Origin of the sequence: Flagellimonas hadalis (genome assembly GCF_007785775.2) — a bacterium.
Taxonomy (GTDB): Bacteria; Bacteroidota; Bacteroidia; order Flavobacteriales; family Flavobacteriaceae; genus Flagellimonas; species Flagellimonas hadalis.
Genome location: NZ_VNIK02000011.1, coordinates 108,300 through 123,917, shown reverse-complemented (window position 1 = coordinate 123,917; position 15,618 = coordinate 108,300). Strand labels below are relative to the sequence as shown.

Genomic DNA, 15,618 nt, shown 5'->3' with positions numbered 1-15,618 from the left:
GGTCGCCGCCTTCCTCAAGGCCCTTCACAATACGTGAAGGGCCTTTTTTGTTTTATATACTCCCAAAAAACCCTCTTTTTCTTTTAGTGCGATTCCCACATGCCTTCTTTTGTTGCAATCGGTACTGTTATATACTACATTCCTCTATCTATGCGTGTTGCGCATTTCATTGGATTATTGTTTAGTTGACATTAAAACTCTTCCTTTTTTGTTCAATTTCGATTTTTGAATATATTTTTTTGTATAAATGTTGTAATTGAAAAAAATCTTTATATTTGTGTAATCGATTGCATTATTTATTCCACAATATGACCTATTCCGAATTGCGCTATGCGCATCACCCAGAAGATGTTAAGACATATAATACCGAAGAATTGAGGAACCACTTCTTGATAGAAGGGCTGTTCCAGGACGATTCGGTGAGACTTACCTATTCCATGTACGACAGATTTATTGTGGGAGGAGTGAAGCCCGTAAAGAAGGCGGTACAGTTGGAAACCATTGATGATCTTAAAGCTGAATTCTTCTTGCAGCGAAGAGAACTCGGAATAGTCAATGTGGGTGGTGCCGGGGTAGTGGAAGTGGACGGCAAGACCTATGAGTTGGAAAGAAAAGAGGCATTATATGTAGGCAGTGGCAACAAAGAGATCATTTTCAAGTCTTCAAGTGCCGATAGTCCAGCATTGTTTTATATCAATTCTGCGCCTGCACACAAAAGTTATCCTGTGAAGAAGGTGAGCCGCAAAGATGCTGAGATCATCCATTTGGGTGAAGAGAAATTTGCGAACAAGCGTATTCTCAATAAATTAATTGTAAACAGTATTGTACCCACATGCCAATTGCAGATGGGGCTGACCGAACTTGTGGAGGGCAACGTATGGAACACCATGCCGGCCCACGTACACGCTCGCCGCATGGAAGCCTATTTTTATTTTGATCTGGAAGAAGGACAGACCATAAGCCATTTCATGGGGCAACCACAGGAAACCCGTCATATATTCCTCAAAAACCATGATGCTGTACTGTCGCCGGAATGGTCCATCCATTCAGGTGCGGGCACATCCAATTATTCCTTTATTTGGGGAATGGCGGGTGAAAACCTCGACTATGGCGACATGGATGGAGTATCCCCAAACGATTTGAGATAAAATCCAACAAGAAAAGCAGCAAAAAATGGATTTATTTAGTTTAAAAGGCAAGGTGGCGTTGGTAACAGGAGGTACCCATGGGTTGGGCATGGCCATGGCCGAAGGATTGGCACAGGCCGGAGCGGAACTGGTAATAACAGGCACCACACCCGAAAAAATGGACAATGCCCTGAAGCATTATCATGATAAAGGGTTCAAGGCCACGGGATATCTATTTGATGTGACCAATGAAGCGGAAGCGGAAAAATTTGTAGGTCAGATTGTTGCCGAACAGGGTAAAATTGATGTTCTTGTAAACAATGCGGGCATCATCAAGAGGGAAGCTGCCGTTTCCATGCAGGTCTCTGATTTTAGAAGGGTCATTGATGTGGATTTGGTGGGGCCTTTTATCATGTCGCAACTGGTGGTCAAGGATATGATCCAGAGAAAAGAAGGAAAGATCATCAACATTTGTTCCATGATGAGCGAGTTGGGAAGAAACAGTGTCAGTGCCTATGCGGCGGCCAAAGGAGGCTTGAAAATGCTTACACGAAACTTGGCAACGGAATGGGCACCGCACAATATACAGGTGAACGGGATAGGTCCGGGCTATTTTGCGACCTCCCAAACGGCGCCGATCAGGGTGGATGGAAATCCATTCAATGATTTCATCATACAGCGAACACCTGCCGGGCGTTGGGGAAATCCCGAGGATTTGGCCGGAACAGCGGTATTTTTGGCTTCCAGGGCCAGTGATTTTGTAAATGGACAGGTCATTTATGTGGATGGGGGAATTCTGGCCACCATAGGTAAGCCTGCAAATGAATGATTGAAACACAATAGACGGTAATGTCAAAAAATACATTTATTACAGATACTTTTTTGTTGGGAAACAAGTATGCTGAACAACTTTACTTCGATTATGCGGAAAAGCAGCCCATCATTGATTACCACAACCACTTGATTCCCAAGAGTATTTCTGAGAACGAAGTGTTTGGAAACATTTCCCAAGTTTGGATCGCTGGTGACCATTACAAATGGAGGGCCATGCGGACCATGGGGGTCGATGAAAAATACATCACAGGTAATGCTTCCGATGAAGAAAAGTTCCATGCCTGGGCCAAGACCGTTCCCCACACCTTGAGGAACCCTTTGTACCATTGGACCCATCTGGAGCTGAAAAGATACTTTGACATCGATCAATACCTCAATGAAGGGTCATCGAGGGAAATATATGCGGAAACTGCTGCCAAGTTGCAACAACCGACGCATGCCACCAGAGGACTTTTGGAGATGATGCAGGTGGAAATGCTATGCACCACAGAAGACCCGATAGATACTTTGGAACACCACAAAGCCTTGGCAATGGACAATTGGAAAGTAACGGTGAGCACGGCGTTCCGTCCCGATAAGAGCATTTTGATTGAATCCGCAGGATATTTGGACTATCTTCAGATGCTTTCCGGAGCATCCGGTATCAACATAAGTTCCTTCCAAGACCTTTGCGATGCCTTGCTGAAGCGAATGGAGTACTTCCATGAAAATGGATGTAGACTGTGCGACCATGGCCTCAATCGAATGTATTATACCCAATTTACCGATGCGGAAGTATCCGCCCTTTTCTCCAAACGATTGAAAGGGGAAGTGTTGACCCCGATTGAAGAGGAAAAGTTCAAGACAGCCCTTTTGTTGTTCCTTTCGGAAAACTACCACCGCTTGGGCTGGGTGCAACAATTCCATTTGGGAGCCCTGCGGAACAACAATACCAGAATGTTGGGCATATTGGGAATGGATACAGGTTGGGACTCCGTGGGAGACTTTCCACAGGCCCAGACATTGTCGGCCTATCTGAACCATTTGGACCGTTCGGACAAATTGACAAAGACCATCATATATAACCTGAACCCTTCCTACAACGAAGTTTTCGCGACCATGGTCGGCAACTTCAACGACGGATCCGTAAAAGGGAAAGTGCAATGGGGTTCCAGTTGGTGGTTCTTGGACCAAAAGGATGGGATCACCAAGCAATTGGACACCCTCTCCAATATGGGAGTGCTGAGTTGCTTTATCGGTATGCTGACAGATTCCCGTAGTTTCTTATCTTTCCCAAGGCACGAGTATTTCCGTAGGATCCTGTGCAATCTGCTGGGACAAGAAATAGCTTCCGGAGAATTGCCCAACGACATGGATCTGGTGGGAAATATGGTGGCCAACATCAGTTACGGAAATGCTAAAGACTATTTTAACTTTTAAAAAAAAACAAGAATATATGAAAAGAGTGGTAACGTTCGGGGAGATCATGCTCCGCCTTTCACCGGAGGGTTTTTTGCGCTTCTCCCAGGCCAACAGTTTTGAAGTGGTCTATGGAGGGGGGGAGTCCAATGTGGCGGTCTCCTTGGCCAATTATGGGGTCCCGGTGGACTTTGTGACACGCCTTCCGAAGAACGACATCGGGGAATGCGCCCTGATGGAGATGCGCAAGCGCGGAGTGGGCACGGACAAGATCATCCATGGCGGGGACCGTTTGGGCATCTACTTTTTGGAGACAGGTGCCGTCAGCCGTGGTAGCAAAGTGGTCTATGACCGGGCACACTCTGCCATGGCGGAGATCGGCCCGGGCATGGTGGACTGGGACAAGGTCTTTGAAGGGGCCGGATGGTTCCACTGGACGGGGATCACCCCTGCCATATCCCAAGGGGCTGCGGATGCCTGTCTGGAAGCCGTGAAAGTGGCCAGCGAGAAGGGCCTTACCATCTCCACGGACCTGAACTATCGGGCCAAGCTCTGGAAGTACTGCAACGATGCGAAGCGTGAGGAGATGATGTCGGAGCTCACCTCGTACTGCGATGTGGTACTGGGCAACGAGGAAGATGCTGAAAAACACTTTGGCATCAAGCCGGAAGGGCTGGACATCACCACCCAAGGGGAACATGTGGAGGCAGCGGCGTTCCTGTCGGTCTGCAAGCAGATGATGGAAAAGTTTCCCAAGGCAAGGAAGGTGATCACCACCCTGAGGGGTTCCATAAGTGCCTCGCACAACACTTGGGCAGGCGTACTGTACGATGGCAAGAAGATGTACGAGACCCGTCAGTACCAGATCACGGACATCGTGGACCGTGTGGGCGGAGGGGACAGTTTTATGGGCGGGCTCATCTATGGATTGATGAAATACGAAGGGGACGACCAAAAGGCACTTGACTTTGCAGTGGCGGCCTCTTGCCTGAAGCATACCATCAAGGGGGATGCGAACCTTGTGACAGTGGACGAAGTCGAAAAATTGATGGGCGGTGATGCATCGGGAAGGGTGGCCCGATAACAATTAAAAAAAAAGACCAATGGCACAATATACAAGAACACAAGTGGCACAGGCAATGAGGGAAACGGGGCTCGTCCCGTTGTTCTTCCACCGTGACATCGAATTGGGGAAGAAGGTGCTCAAGGCCTGTTACGATGGAGGGGCACAATTGATGGAGTTCACGGCCCGTGGGGACTTTGCCCACGAGGTGTTCGGGGAGCTCAACACCTATGCCCTGAAAGAACTTCCGGGAATGATGATGGGGGTGGGCAGCGTCACGGATGCGGCCTCGGCCTCGCTGTACATGGCCTTGGGGGCGAACTTCGTGGTGACCCCGGTGCTCAGGGAGGACATCGCCATCGCGTGCAACCGCAGGAAAGTACTGTGGTCGCCCGGCTGTGGGAGCCTTACCGAGATTGCCAAGGCAGAGGAACTGGGCTGTGAGATCGTAAAGCTCTTCCCCGGGGGGACCTATGGTCCAAACTTTGTCAAGGACATCAAGGGGCCACAACCCTGGACGGAAGTCATGCCCACAGGAGGCGTATCCCCGACCGAGGAAAGCCTTGGCGCATGGTTTGCGGCAGGCGTGACCTGTGTGGGCATGGGCTCCAAGCTCATCTCGAAGGAAATTCTGGCCAACGGCGACTTTGCAGCCTTGGAGGCAGCGGTGAGGCAAAGTTTAGACATCATCAAGAAAGTTAAGGGATAACTATGAAACTAGGGTGCAGATGGTTTTTGGGATGGATTCTGTTGATTATGATCTCAGCTTGCGATACGGCCAGTGGAACCAGAGTGATCAAATTGGCCCATGGTCTGGATGTGAACCATTCTGTACACAAGGCCATGCTCAAAATGAGCGAGGACCTGGAAAAGCTGTCCGGGGGAAAGATGAAGATCAAGATATACCCCAACCAACAATTGGGATCCGAGCGGGAAAGCCTTGAGCTTTTGCAGATCGGTAGTCTGGACATGACCAAGGTTTCCGTGGGCGTCCTGGAAAATTTCGCGCCGGATATGAAGGTCTTTGGCATTCCCTTTCTCTTCAGGGACAAACAACACTCCTTTTCGGTCTTGGATGGCCCTATCGGAAAAAAATTGCTCGAAGAGGGCGAAAAATTCTGGTTGAAGGGCCTTTGCTATTACGATGCCGGAAGCAGAAGTTTCTACACCAAGGACAAACAAGTGACCACGCCTGACGACTTGAAGGGATTGAAGATCAGGGTCATGGAAAGTGCCACGGCCATGGACATGGTACGTAGCCTGGGAGGTGCGCCCACGCCCATTTCCTGGGGCGAACTCTATACCTCGTTGCAACAGGGCGTAGTGGACGGTGCGGAGAACAATCCCCCCAGTTTCTATCTGTCCAGACATTATGAGGTCTGCAAATACTACACGATCAACGAGCACACCATGTTACCGGACGCATTGCTGGTCAGCACCCATTTGTGGAACAAGCTTTCCGAACAGGAACAAGAATGGCTGCAAGAGGCCGCCGACAATTCCGTGGCATATCAAAGGGAATTATGGGCCATTTCTGAAAGAAAGGCATTGGAAGAAGTGGAAAAGGCCGGGGTTGAAGTGATCTATCCGGACAAGGCCCCTTTTGAGGAGGCGGTCCAAGGGATTTATGATCAATATAAGGGTGATAGGGTGATGAGCACGCTCATAGAACAAATCCAACAAACCAAATGATCATGGGCTTCAGGAAAAAAGTGGACAAAATTTTGGGCTGGATCTTGGTGGTCATTATGGCCGTCATGGTCATCAATGTCCTGTGGCAGGTGTTCAGTAGGTACATCACGGGCAACCCAAGTTCCTTTACGGACGAGCTGGCCCGATATTTAATGATATGGGTCGGTGTCCTCGGCGCGGCCTATGTTTCGGGAAGGAACATGCACGTGGCCATTGACGTACTTCCCATGAAAGCAGGAAAAAAGACACAGTTGTTGCTCTTCCGAATGGTGAACGTGCTCATCATCCTGTTCGCTTTTTTCGCATTGGTCGTGGGCGGGATACGGTTGGTGTACATCAGCTATATCCTGGAACAGCATTCCCCTGCACTCAATGTTCCCCTGGCCTTTATATATACGGTACTGCCCTTGAGCGGACTGTTGATCATCTACTATAAGACTACGGACCTCATTTATAAAAAATAGACATGGATTATATACCTATCTTGGTTTTGGTTGTCAGCTTTGTATGCCTATTGGCCATAGGGACTCCCGTGGCCTGGAGCATCTCTATTTCATCATTGTTGACCATGTTGGTGAGCATACCCGCCCTGCCGGCAATGACCACAGTGTCACAACGGATGGCGACCGGACTGGATAGTTTTGCGTTGCTGGCCATTCCCTTTTTTGTGCTTTCGGGACAACTGATGAACAAAGGGGGCATAGCCCATAGGCTCATCGCATTTGCCAAGACCTTGGTGGGATCGCTACCGGGAGGTCTGGCCCTGATCAATATCATATCCGCCATGTTGATGGGGGCCATTGCAGGTTCCGCCATGGCATCCGCTTCCGCCATGGGAAGCATACTTGGCCCTGAAATGGAAAAAGAAGGCTATTCCAAGGAATTTGGGGTGGCGGTGAACATCACATCGGCCACCACGGGATTGGTGATACCGCCCAGCAATGTGCTGATCGTGTATTCCCTCGCCAGTGGCGGGGTATCCATTGCCGCGCTCTTTTTGGCCGGATACATCCCAGGGTTGCTCACTGGACTCTTTTTGATGATCGTGGCCTATTTCTGGGCCAAGAAAAAGGGGTTCAATGTCGGGAAAAGAAGCTCGATGAAAGAGGTGCTGGGCACTTTTTGGAAAGCCTTCCCAAGTTTGATGCTCTTGGTCGTGGTCATGGGAGGGATCGTGATGGGCGTATTTACCGCCACCGAAGCCTCCGCGATCGCAGTGCTCTATACCTTGGTCCTCGGATTTGCCTATAAGGAGATCACGTGGAAAAACCTGCCCGATATCCTTTTGGAGGCCTCTGCGACCACGGCCATCGTGATGTTGCTCATCGGTGCTTCCATGAGCATGTCCTGGGTGATGTCCTTTGAGAACATCCCACAGGGGATCAGTGATGTGCTGTTGGGCCTGAGCGACAACCCGATCGTGATCTTGTTGATCATCAACCTGTTGTTGTTGTTCGTGGGCATTTTTATGGACATGACGCCAGCAGTGCTCATATTCACGCCCATCTTCCTGCCGATCGTGACCGAACTGGGGATGGACCCCATACAGTTCGGCATCGTGATGGTGCTCAACCTTTGCATAGGCCTCTGCACGCCACCGGTGGGCTCCGTGCTCTTCGTGGGTGTCGGCATCGCCAATACGACCATAGAAAAAGTGATCAAACCCCTGTTGCCATTGTTCATCGCCATGATCGTGGCACTGTTCCTCATCACCTATTTCCCGGGCCTTAGCCTTTGGTTGCCAAAGGTTTTTGGGGTGTAACCTATAATTGAAAAAGAAAATACATGAATAATTTGAACAGAACCACGGTAAAGGTCGGGGCCAGACTTCCCATTAAGATAGTACAGTTTGGCGAAGGCAACTTTTTAAGGGCCTTTGTGGACTATGTTGTGGACAGGCTCAATACCGAAGCTGATTTTAATGGAGGTGTGGTTGTGGTCCAGCCTTTGAACGGAGGATTGATACCTACCATCAATGCACAGGAAGGACTCTACACCCTTTTTATGCGGGGGATTAAAAAAGGAGAGCTCATTGATGAAAAAAGAGTGATTTCCAGTGTGCAAAAAGGCGTAAATCCCTATTCGGATTATCAAGAATTTTTGGCGTTGGCGGAAGAGGAAAGTCTGGAATTTTTGATTTCCAACACCACGGAATCAGGGATTGCCTACAATGCCGAAGATAAAGGGTATGCTTCATGCCCCAGCAGTTTTCCCGGAAAGGTCACCGCATTGTTGCACAAGCGGTATGTACATTTCAATGGAGCGGAAGACAAAGGACTTGCGGTAATTCCTTGCGAGTTGATCAACCATAATGCGGATACGCTCAAGGAAATTGTGCTCCAGTATGCCAAGGATTGGGATTTGGGCCAAGAATTTATAGCTTGGATAGAAAACCATAATCATTTTCATAATACCTTGGTGGACAGGATCGTACCTGGTTACCCCAAGGACGATTTGGCCTCCTACGAGGACCGATTGGACTACAAGGACAAGCTGATCGTAGCTGCTGAAATATTCCTGTTATGGGTCATTGAAGGGGACGATAGACTTTTGGAGAAGATCCCTTTCCATAAAATTGATGAGAATGTGTTGGTGGTAAAGGACATGCAGCCCTACCGTACCCGAAAAGTAAGGATACTGAACGGCGCGCACACGGCCGTGGTGCCATTGTCCATCATGTATGGGAACACTACGGTGAAGGAGATCATGGACGATGCAGTGACCAGTGCGTTTTTGAAACAAGCGGTTTTTGAGGAGATCAATCCAATTTTGCCCTTGCCACAGGCCGAAGTGGATGATTTTGCGGAGGAGGTCTTCGATCGTTTCAGGAACCCTTTCATCAAACACCTGTTGTCAAGTATCGCATTGAATTCGATTTCCAAGTTCAAGGTAAGGGTATTGCCCAGTCTGTTGGATTATCAAGATAAATTTGGCAAGTTGCCGTTGCATCTGACCTTTTCGTTCGCCTGCCTGATACGTTTTTACAAAGGGGACTGGAAAGGAACGGCACTTCCGGTTCAGGATGATGCCCAAGTGGTGGATTTTTTCAAGACCTTGTGGAGCACGAACGATTATGCCATCATTTCAGAAAAAACACTTTCGCACACTGCTTTTTGGGATGAAGATTTGACCCAAGTGCCAGGGTTGTCCCAAAATGTGGCAAAGGCATTGGAAATGATGGATACCTTTGGTATAGTTGAAGGATTGAACAAATTTTCAGAGGAAAGCAAAGTAGTCGGGTAACCGTCAAAGTGCCAAAAAAGCTATGAACTATGAAGACTTTGATCAAAATACATCCAACGGACAACATCGCCATTGCATTGGTGGATTTTGCTGCTGGTTCGGAAGTGGTTTTTGAAGAAAGACCCATTACATTTTTGGAAAAGACAAAGGCAAAGCACAAGATTGCACTGGACGACCTCAATGTGGGCGATGCCGTTTATATGTATGGCGTTCTGGTCGGAAAAGCGGTAAAGCCCATCAAAAAAGGCGGATTGCTGACCACCGAGAATGTTAAACACCAAAGCCATGTCACCACGGGAAAAACCGAGACCACATCATGGGTCCCTCCAGATATATCCGCTTGGAAGGACCGTACCTTTATGGGGTACCACCGCCCCGACGGACAGGTGGGGACCGCCAATGTATGGTTGTTCTTTCCCTTGGTTTTTTGTGAGAACAGAAATATCGAAGTGCTGAAAGAGGTTTTCGAAAAAGAATTGGCCTATCACAGGCCGACCAAGCACCAATTGATGCTTCGGAACCTATTGAAACCGACTTCGGGTTCGGAGCTAGCGAAAGAAGAGGAACCGGAAGGGTTTTTCAATACTATTGAAGTAAAGTTCATTACCCATCAAGGGGGCTGTGGCGGTATCCGCCAAGATTCGCAATTGCTGGCCAAGCTGTTGGCGGGTTATGTGAACAACCCTAACGTGGCAGGGGCGACTGTCTTGAGCCTTGGGTGCCAAAACCTACAGATAGATATCTTCAAAAAAGCATTGGAGGCCATCAACCCCGATTTTCAAAAACCCGTGCTCATTTATGAGCAACAAAAAATGGGAACGGTGGAAGAAATGCTTTCCACCATCATAAAGGACTCCTTCGAGGCCATTAAAAAGGCCGATCAAATCCAACGACAGCCTGCGCCATTGTCCAAGATCAAACTGGGATTGGAGTGCGGTGGGTCCGATGGTTTTTCCGGAATATCCGCAAACCCGGCCTTGGGATATGCTTCGGATATTTTATCTGCTGTGGGAGGTTCGCCCATTCTTTCCGAATTTCCCGAACTGTGCGGTGTGGAGCAAGAACTGGTCAACCGTTGTGTGGACGATGCGGATGCGGCCCGTTTTTTGGAATTGATGCGGGACTATGAAAAATCGGTAGTGGATGCAGGTTCAGGTTTCGACATGAACCCATCTCCCGGAAACATCAAGGACGGACTCATCACGGATGCCATGAAATCTGCCGGGGCCGCCAAGAAAGGAGGAACCTCACCTGTGACTGCTGTGTTGGATTATGGGGAGTATGTGACTAAACCAGGTCTCAATCTGCTTTGTACGCCCGGGAACGATGTGGAAAGTACCACCGCAATGGCAGGTTCTGGGGCCAACATGATCGTGTTCACCACCGGATTGGGCACGCCTACCGGAAACCCGATCACCCCTGTGATCAAAGTATCCTCGAACAGTGAACTGGCCGCCAAGATGTCCGACATCATTGATGTGGATGCAGGACCTGTGATCAAAGGAGAAAAAACCATCGAGGAAATGGGGGAGGAAATGTTGGAATACATCATCAAAGTGGCCTCTGGGGAAATAAAATCCAAGGCCATGCTACTCAACCAAAACGATTTTATTCCGTGGAAACGGGGGGTGTCCCTTTAAGGCTCTTCGTTTTGTTGGATGATTTCCTGATGACAAGTTCGGGGGCAAGGACCACCCGCTTTTCCACAGAAAGTACATGTTGCTTGTTGTTGATCTGCTCCAAAAATACCTGAGCGGCAATTTCGCCCATGGTGACAGGGGTTTGATCGATGGAGGACATCGGAAGTTCCATGTACTTGGTAAAAGGTTCGTTACTGAACCCTACAACACCTACTTCTTCGGGAATCTTCACCTTAAGTTTGCGCAATTCTTGGATGGCGCCCAATGCGGCATAGTCACTGGATGAGAAAATGGCATCGGGCCTGTTCTTTTTGGCCCAAAGTTTGGCCACAGCCTCGGCGCCGGCCTCAATTCTACTATTGGTATGTATGATAAGGTTCTTGTTGATGGGGATGTTATGATCCTCCAAAGCCCTCAAAAAGCCATTGTTCCTGTTCTTGTAAATCTCAAGGTTCAGATCGCCACAAAAATGGGCAATGCGTTGTGCACCTTGTTGGATAAGATGCTCCGTGGCCATGTATCCACCCCTGAAGTCGTCAATGGTAACGGAACTAACGCCAGGAATGTCCTTTTTACGGTCGAAGAAAATCAACGGCGTATTGTTTTCAAGGATTTTCTCAATGTGTACAGTATCATGGGTGGTCTTGGAAACCGACATGAAGATACCGTCTACCTGGGTGTTCAACAAAGCATTGATATGATTGGCCTCGTTTATGGCATCTTCATGGGATTGGCAGATGATCACATTGTAGCCATGTGGTGTAAGTTGTTTCTCAATCCCATCGATGACTGCGGAGAAAAAATTTCTGTTGATGTAGGGAACGATTACACCTATACTATTGGTCTTGCCGCTTTTTAAGGCTAATGCCAATCGGTTCTGCTTGTAGTTGAGCTCTTGGGCCGTTTTCATGACAAGCTCCCTCGTCTTCTCACTTATTTTCGGGTTGTTGTTCAAAGCCCGTGACACTGTGGCCGCGCTAATGTTCAACTTTTTTGAAATATCGTAGATGGTAACTTTTTCATTCTTTGCCATAACGCGGTGGTTTTCTGGACAAATTTATGTAATCGATTGAAAATATTTCCAAAATATAACAAATTCCGAACATAAGTTGCATTTTTTAGGTTTACGAATGTGAAATAGTTGAATATATGGGCTTTTTTCGGTGTCAAAGCACTAAAAATAGGTTCTTAAATTTACTATATCTCTAAATTTAGCACTTAAATTTTTGCAATTTCAGAATTAATATATATTTTGGTGCAATCGATTACAAAACAGTATTGCTAACAAACTCATTCATGCCTTTTGGAAGGCGACCTGTGCTAAAAATTAACTCAAAAACAACTTTATGAAAAAAACATTCTTTTTAAGGAAGAAAGTACTCTTGGTGCTGATGGGGCATCTTTTGGCTTTTTTGCCCATGCTGGGCTCCAATGCCAAAGGTGATACCAGTGCAGTGCTGGGCAAAATGCTGTTTCCCGATACGCAGCAATATGTGGTGAAAGGGACGGTGAGTGATGCCAATGGGATGCCCTTGGCCGGTGTTGCCGTTGTGGAAAAAGGTACCACCAATGGAGTTGCCACCGATTTTGACGGTAATTACGAAATTTCCGTGGCAGGTGAACAAAGTGTGTTGGAGTTCGTTTATCTGGGCTTTGCCACCGAAACGCGTACGGTAGGGAACAATTCTACCATGAACATAACACTAACGGAATCAACATCCGAATTGGACGAAGTGGTGGTGATAGGTTACGGTACCGCCCGTAAATCGGATTTGACGGGTTCGGTGGTGACCGTTTCGGGTACCGATCTTAAAAATGTGCCTGTTGCCACAGCGGCCGAAGCCATGACAGGACGTTTGGCCGGGGTGCAGATCGTATCCACAGAAGGCTCTCCGGATGCCGAGGTGAACATCCGTGTACGAGGGGGCGGGTCCATTACTCAAGACAGTTCGCCGTTATTGATTGTGGATGGATTTCCAGTGAACAGCATCAATGACATTTCCCCTTCGGATATTGAGAACATCACTGTGCTGAAGGATGCTTCCTCCACGGCCATTTATGGTTCCAGGGGAGCGAATGGGGTCGTCATCATCACAACCAAAAGTGGAAGGGACGGAAAAGTTGCTGTAACCATCAACTCTTTTTATGGGATGAAACAGATTGCCAATACCGTTGATGTATTGGATCCTGACGATTTTGTAGCGTGGCAGTATGAGTACGCAATGCTTCGTGATTCCGAAGATATTTCTTCCTACGAGAATATTTTTGGAGGTTATTTGGATATAGACCAGTACAATGGGTTGGAAGGCAACAACTGGCAGAAACAGATTTATGGTCGCACCGGGGAAATCCATAGCCAAGATTTTGGTGTAAGGGGAGGAACCGAAAAATTCAATTACAATTTTAATTATGCCCGTTTTGATGAAAAGGCCATCCAAGTGGGGTCTGAATTCATTCGTAACAACTTGGCGTTGAAGTTGAACAACAAGGTCAATGATAAGATTGACCTATCCTTTACCATTCGTTATTCCGATACAGAAATAGAAGGCGGAGGGGCCAACGAGCAGAATGAATCTTCCTCTGCCGATGCCAGACTTAGGCACTCCGTGGGATATACACCCATTCCATTGCCAGGAATCACTACGACCGATACGGAAGAGTATTCCTCCACGGCATTGATAGATCCCTTTGTGGCAACGGCGGACAACGACCGTTTACAGAAAAGACAGAACTATAATATGTTGGGTAGTTTTGGGTGGAAGATTTTTGACAATGTGAAGTTGAAGGCCGACCTAGGTCTGGACAACTACAATTATCTGGATTACCGGTTCTATGGTCGTCAGACCTATTACGCCAACAATGCACCTGCTGCTGATAACCAAGGATTGCCCGCAATCATTATGCGGGACAGGAAAGACAAAAGGTTCCGTACCGCCAACACCCTTGACATTGATCTGGGGAAATACCTCAATGATGACCATAGGTTGAAAGTCTTGTTGGGGCAGGAATATATTCTTTATGAGCGAAACGAAGTGACCCAAGTGGTGCACGGACTTCCTAGGTTTTTTGACTTTGATCAAGCCAGAAAATTGACCACACAGGGAACGCCCCAATCCGTTGACAATTTTTATAGCCCTGATGAAAAACTGTTGTCTTTCTTTGGACGTCTTAACTATGACCTTTTCAACAAGTATTTGTTCACGGCCACCTTTAGGGCAGATGCCTCCAGTAAATTCTTAGGGGACAACCGCTGGGGATATTTTCCCTCCGCGGCCGTTGCCTGGAAAATTTCCGAGGAAGGTTTTTTGAACAATGCTGATTGGTTGGATGCCCTGAAGTTCCGGGTGAGTTACGGACAAGCGGGTAACGAGAACATTCCAGTCGGGCAAACGATACAAAATTTTGTGTCCAATAACTCTACCTGGATCAATGGGGTGGACAGTTATTGGGCTGCATCTACCATTTTGGCGAACCCCGAATTGAAATGGGAAACCACAATAACAAGAAATATCGGTCTGGATTTTGGGCTTTTTAACAATCGTGTGAGCGGCTCATTCGAAGTATATAAAAACACTACCGAGGACCTATTGATGAGATTTCCCGTGCCCGGAACTGGATATGATTTCCAATACCGTAATATGGGAGAGACACAGAATCAAGGTATAGAGGCCAGCTTGAACCTTGCCGTCCTGGAAAAAGAGAACTATGGCCTCAACCTATCGCTGAATTTCAGCAAGAATGTCAACGAAGTCACCTCATTGGGCGTGATGGAAGCATTTAGCGAGCGTACCAATTGGGCCTCATCGGATATCCATAACGAATATATGATCATGGAAGGAGAACCTATTGGTATTATGCAGGGATACCTACATGATGGTCGATACGAAGTGTCCGATTTTGATTTTGTGGATGGTGCCTACGTGTTGAGAGAAGGAGTGGCTGATGCCTCTGCGGTTTTGGGTAATACGCCGATGCCCGGAAGCATGAAGTTCAAGGACCTTGATGGTGATGGATTGGTCACGGATGTTGACATGGATATCATCGGTAGGGCTTTGCCAAAGCATACCGGAGGATTTGTGCTCAATGGTTATGCATATGGGTTCGACCTCACAGCTGCCTTCAACTATAGCTATGGAAATGATGTGTACAACGCCAACAAAATAGAATACACCACGGCCAACCGAAACAGCCAATACCGAAATTTGAGTTCACAAATGGCCTCTGGGAACCGATGGACGAACATTGACCCGGCTACTGGGGCATTGGTGACCGACCCGGCTCAGTTGGAAGCGTTGAACGCCAATACCACGATGTGGTCACCTTATATGAACAACTATGTGTTCAGTGACTGGGCAGTGGAAGATGGTTCCTTTTTAAGGTTGAACACCCTGACCTTGGGTTACTCATTGCCCGATGATGTGGTCAAGAAAATTGGATTTACCAGGTTCCGTATCTACACAACAGGTTACAATGTTGCACTTTGGACCAAATATTCTGGACTTGACCCAGAAGTATCCACAAGAAGGAGAACACCACTGACACCTGGTGTGGATTTTTCACCATACCCAAGAAGCCGTCAGTTCGTACTTGGTGTAAACCTTAACTTTTAATCAAAAAAATT

At 47.7% G+C, this 15,618-nt stretch carries 12 protein-coding genes; 11 read left to right on the top strand and 1 reads right to left on the bottom strand.

Annotated elements, in window-relative coordinates:
• The first annotated feature begins 308 nt into the window (after positions 1 to 308).
• The 10 genes from kduI to FOT42_RS14680 are packed head-to-tail and all read left to right on the top strand — an operon-like array spanning position 309 to position 10,997.
• Positions 309 to 1,148 carry a 5-dehydro-4-deoxy-D-glucuronate isomerase gene (gene kduI / locus FOT42_RS14725; RefSeq protein WP_151891296.1) on the top strand — a complete coding sequence of 280 codons (840 nt, stop codon included), beginning with the start codon at positions 309 to 311 and terminating at the stop codon, positions 1,146 to 1,148.
• A gap of 25 nt (positions 1,149 to 1,173) precedes the next feature.
• Entirely contained in the window at positions 1,174 to 1,956 is a 783-nt protein-coding gene (locus tag FOT42_RS14720) for a gluconate 5-dehydrogenase (protein WP_151891295.1), read from the top strand.
• Between the two features lie 20 nt (positions 1,957 to 1,976).
• Positions 1,977 to 3,380 carry a glucuronate isomerase gene (gene uxaC / locus FOT42_RS14715; protein WP_151891294.1) on the top strand — a complete coding sequence of 468 codons (1,404 nt, stop codon included), beginning with the start codon at positions 1,977 to 1,979 and terminating at the stop codon, positions 3,378 to 3,380.
• Between the two features lie 16 nt (positions 3,381 to 3,396).
• On the top strand, positions 3,397 to 4,443 hold the full coding sequence (locus FOT42_RS14710; protein ID WP_151891293.1) for a sugar kinase: 1,047 nt from the start codon (positions 3,397 to 3,399) through the stop codon (positions 4,441 to 4,443).
• 19 nt (positions 4,444 to 4,462) lie between these two features.
• The gene (locus FOT42_RS14705) at positions 4,463 to 5,131 is read left to right on the top strand and encodes a bifunctional 4-hydroxy-2-oxoglutarate aldolase/2-dehydro-3-deoxy-phosphogluconate aldolase (protein ID WP_151891292.1); all 669 of its coding nucleotides are present in this window, start codon (positions 4,463 to 4,465) and stop codon (positions 5,129 to 5,131) included.
• Positions 5,132 to 5,178: 47 nt separating this feature from the next.
• Positions 5,179 to 6,114 carry a TRAP transporter substrate-binding protein gene (locus FOT42_RS14700; RefSeq protein ID WP_226789915.1) on the top strand — a complete coding sequence of 312 codons (936 nt, stop codon included), beginning with the start codon at positions 5,179 to 5,181 and terminating at the stop codon, positions 6,112 to 6,114.
• Between the two features lie 2 nt (positions 6,115 to 6,116).
• A complete protein-coding gene (locus tag FOT42_RS14695) occupies positions 6,117 to 6,578 on the top strand; it encodes a TRAP transporter small permease (protein ID WP_151891290.1) in 462 nt (153 codons plus the stop codon).
• Positions 6,579 to 6,580: 2 nt separating this feature from the next.
• Positions 6,581 to 7,876 carry a TRAP transporter large permease gene (locus FOT42_RS14690; RefSeq protein WP_151891289.1) on the top strand — a complete coding sequence of 432 codons (1,296 nt, stop codon included), beginning with the start codon at positions 6,581 to 6,583 and terminating at the stop codon, positions 7,874 to 7,876.
• A 23-nt stretch (positions 7,877 to 7,899) separates the two neighbouring features.
• Entirely contained in the window at positions 7,900 to 9,357 is a 1,458-nt protein-coding gene (locus FOT42_RS14685) for a tagaturonate reductase (protein WP_151891288.1), read from the top strand.
• 29 nt (positions 9,358 to 9,386) lie between these two features.
• A complete protein-coding gene (locus FOT42_RS14680; protein ID WP_151891287.1) occupies positions 9,387 to 10,997 on the top strand; it encodes a UxaA family hydrolase in 1,611 nt (536 codons plus the stop codon).
• Here the strand turns inward: FOT42_RS14680 and FOT42_RS14675 are convergent.
• A complete protein-coding gene (locus FOT42_RS14675) occupies positions 10,966 to 12,030 on the bottom strand; it encodes a LacI family DNA-binding transcriptional regulator (RefSeq protein WP_151891286.1) in 1,065 nt (354 codons plus the stop codon). The genes FOT42_RS14680 and FOT42_RS14675 overlap by 32 nt on opposite strands.
• Positions 12,031 to 12,343: 313 nt before the next feature.
• On the opposite strand from FOT42_RS14675, the gene FOT42_RS14670 reads away from it, so the two are divergent.
• Complete coding sequence (locus tag FOT42_RS14670; protein WP_226789914.1) at positions 12,344 to 15,607, top strand: SusC/RagA family TonB-linked outer membrane protein; 3,264 nt, start codon at positions 12,344 to 12,346, stop codon at positions 15,605 to 15,607.
• Positions 15,608 to 15,618: the final 11 nt, after the last annotated feature.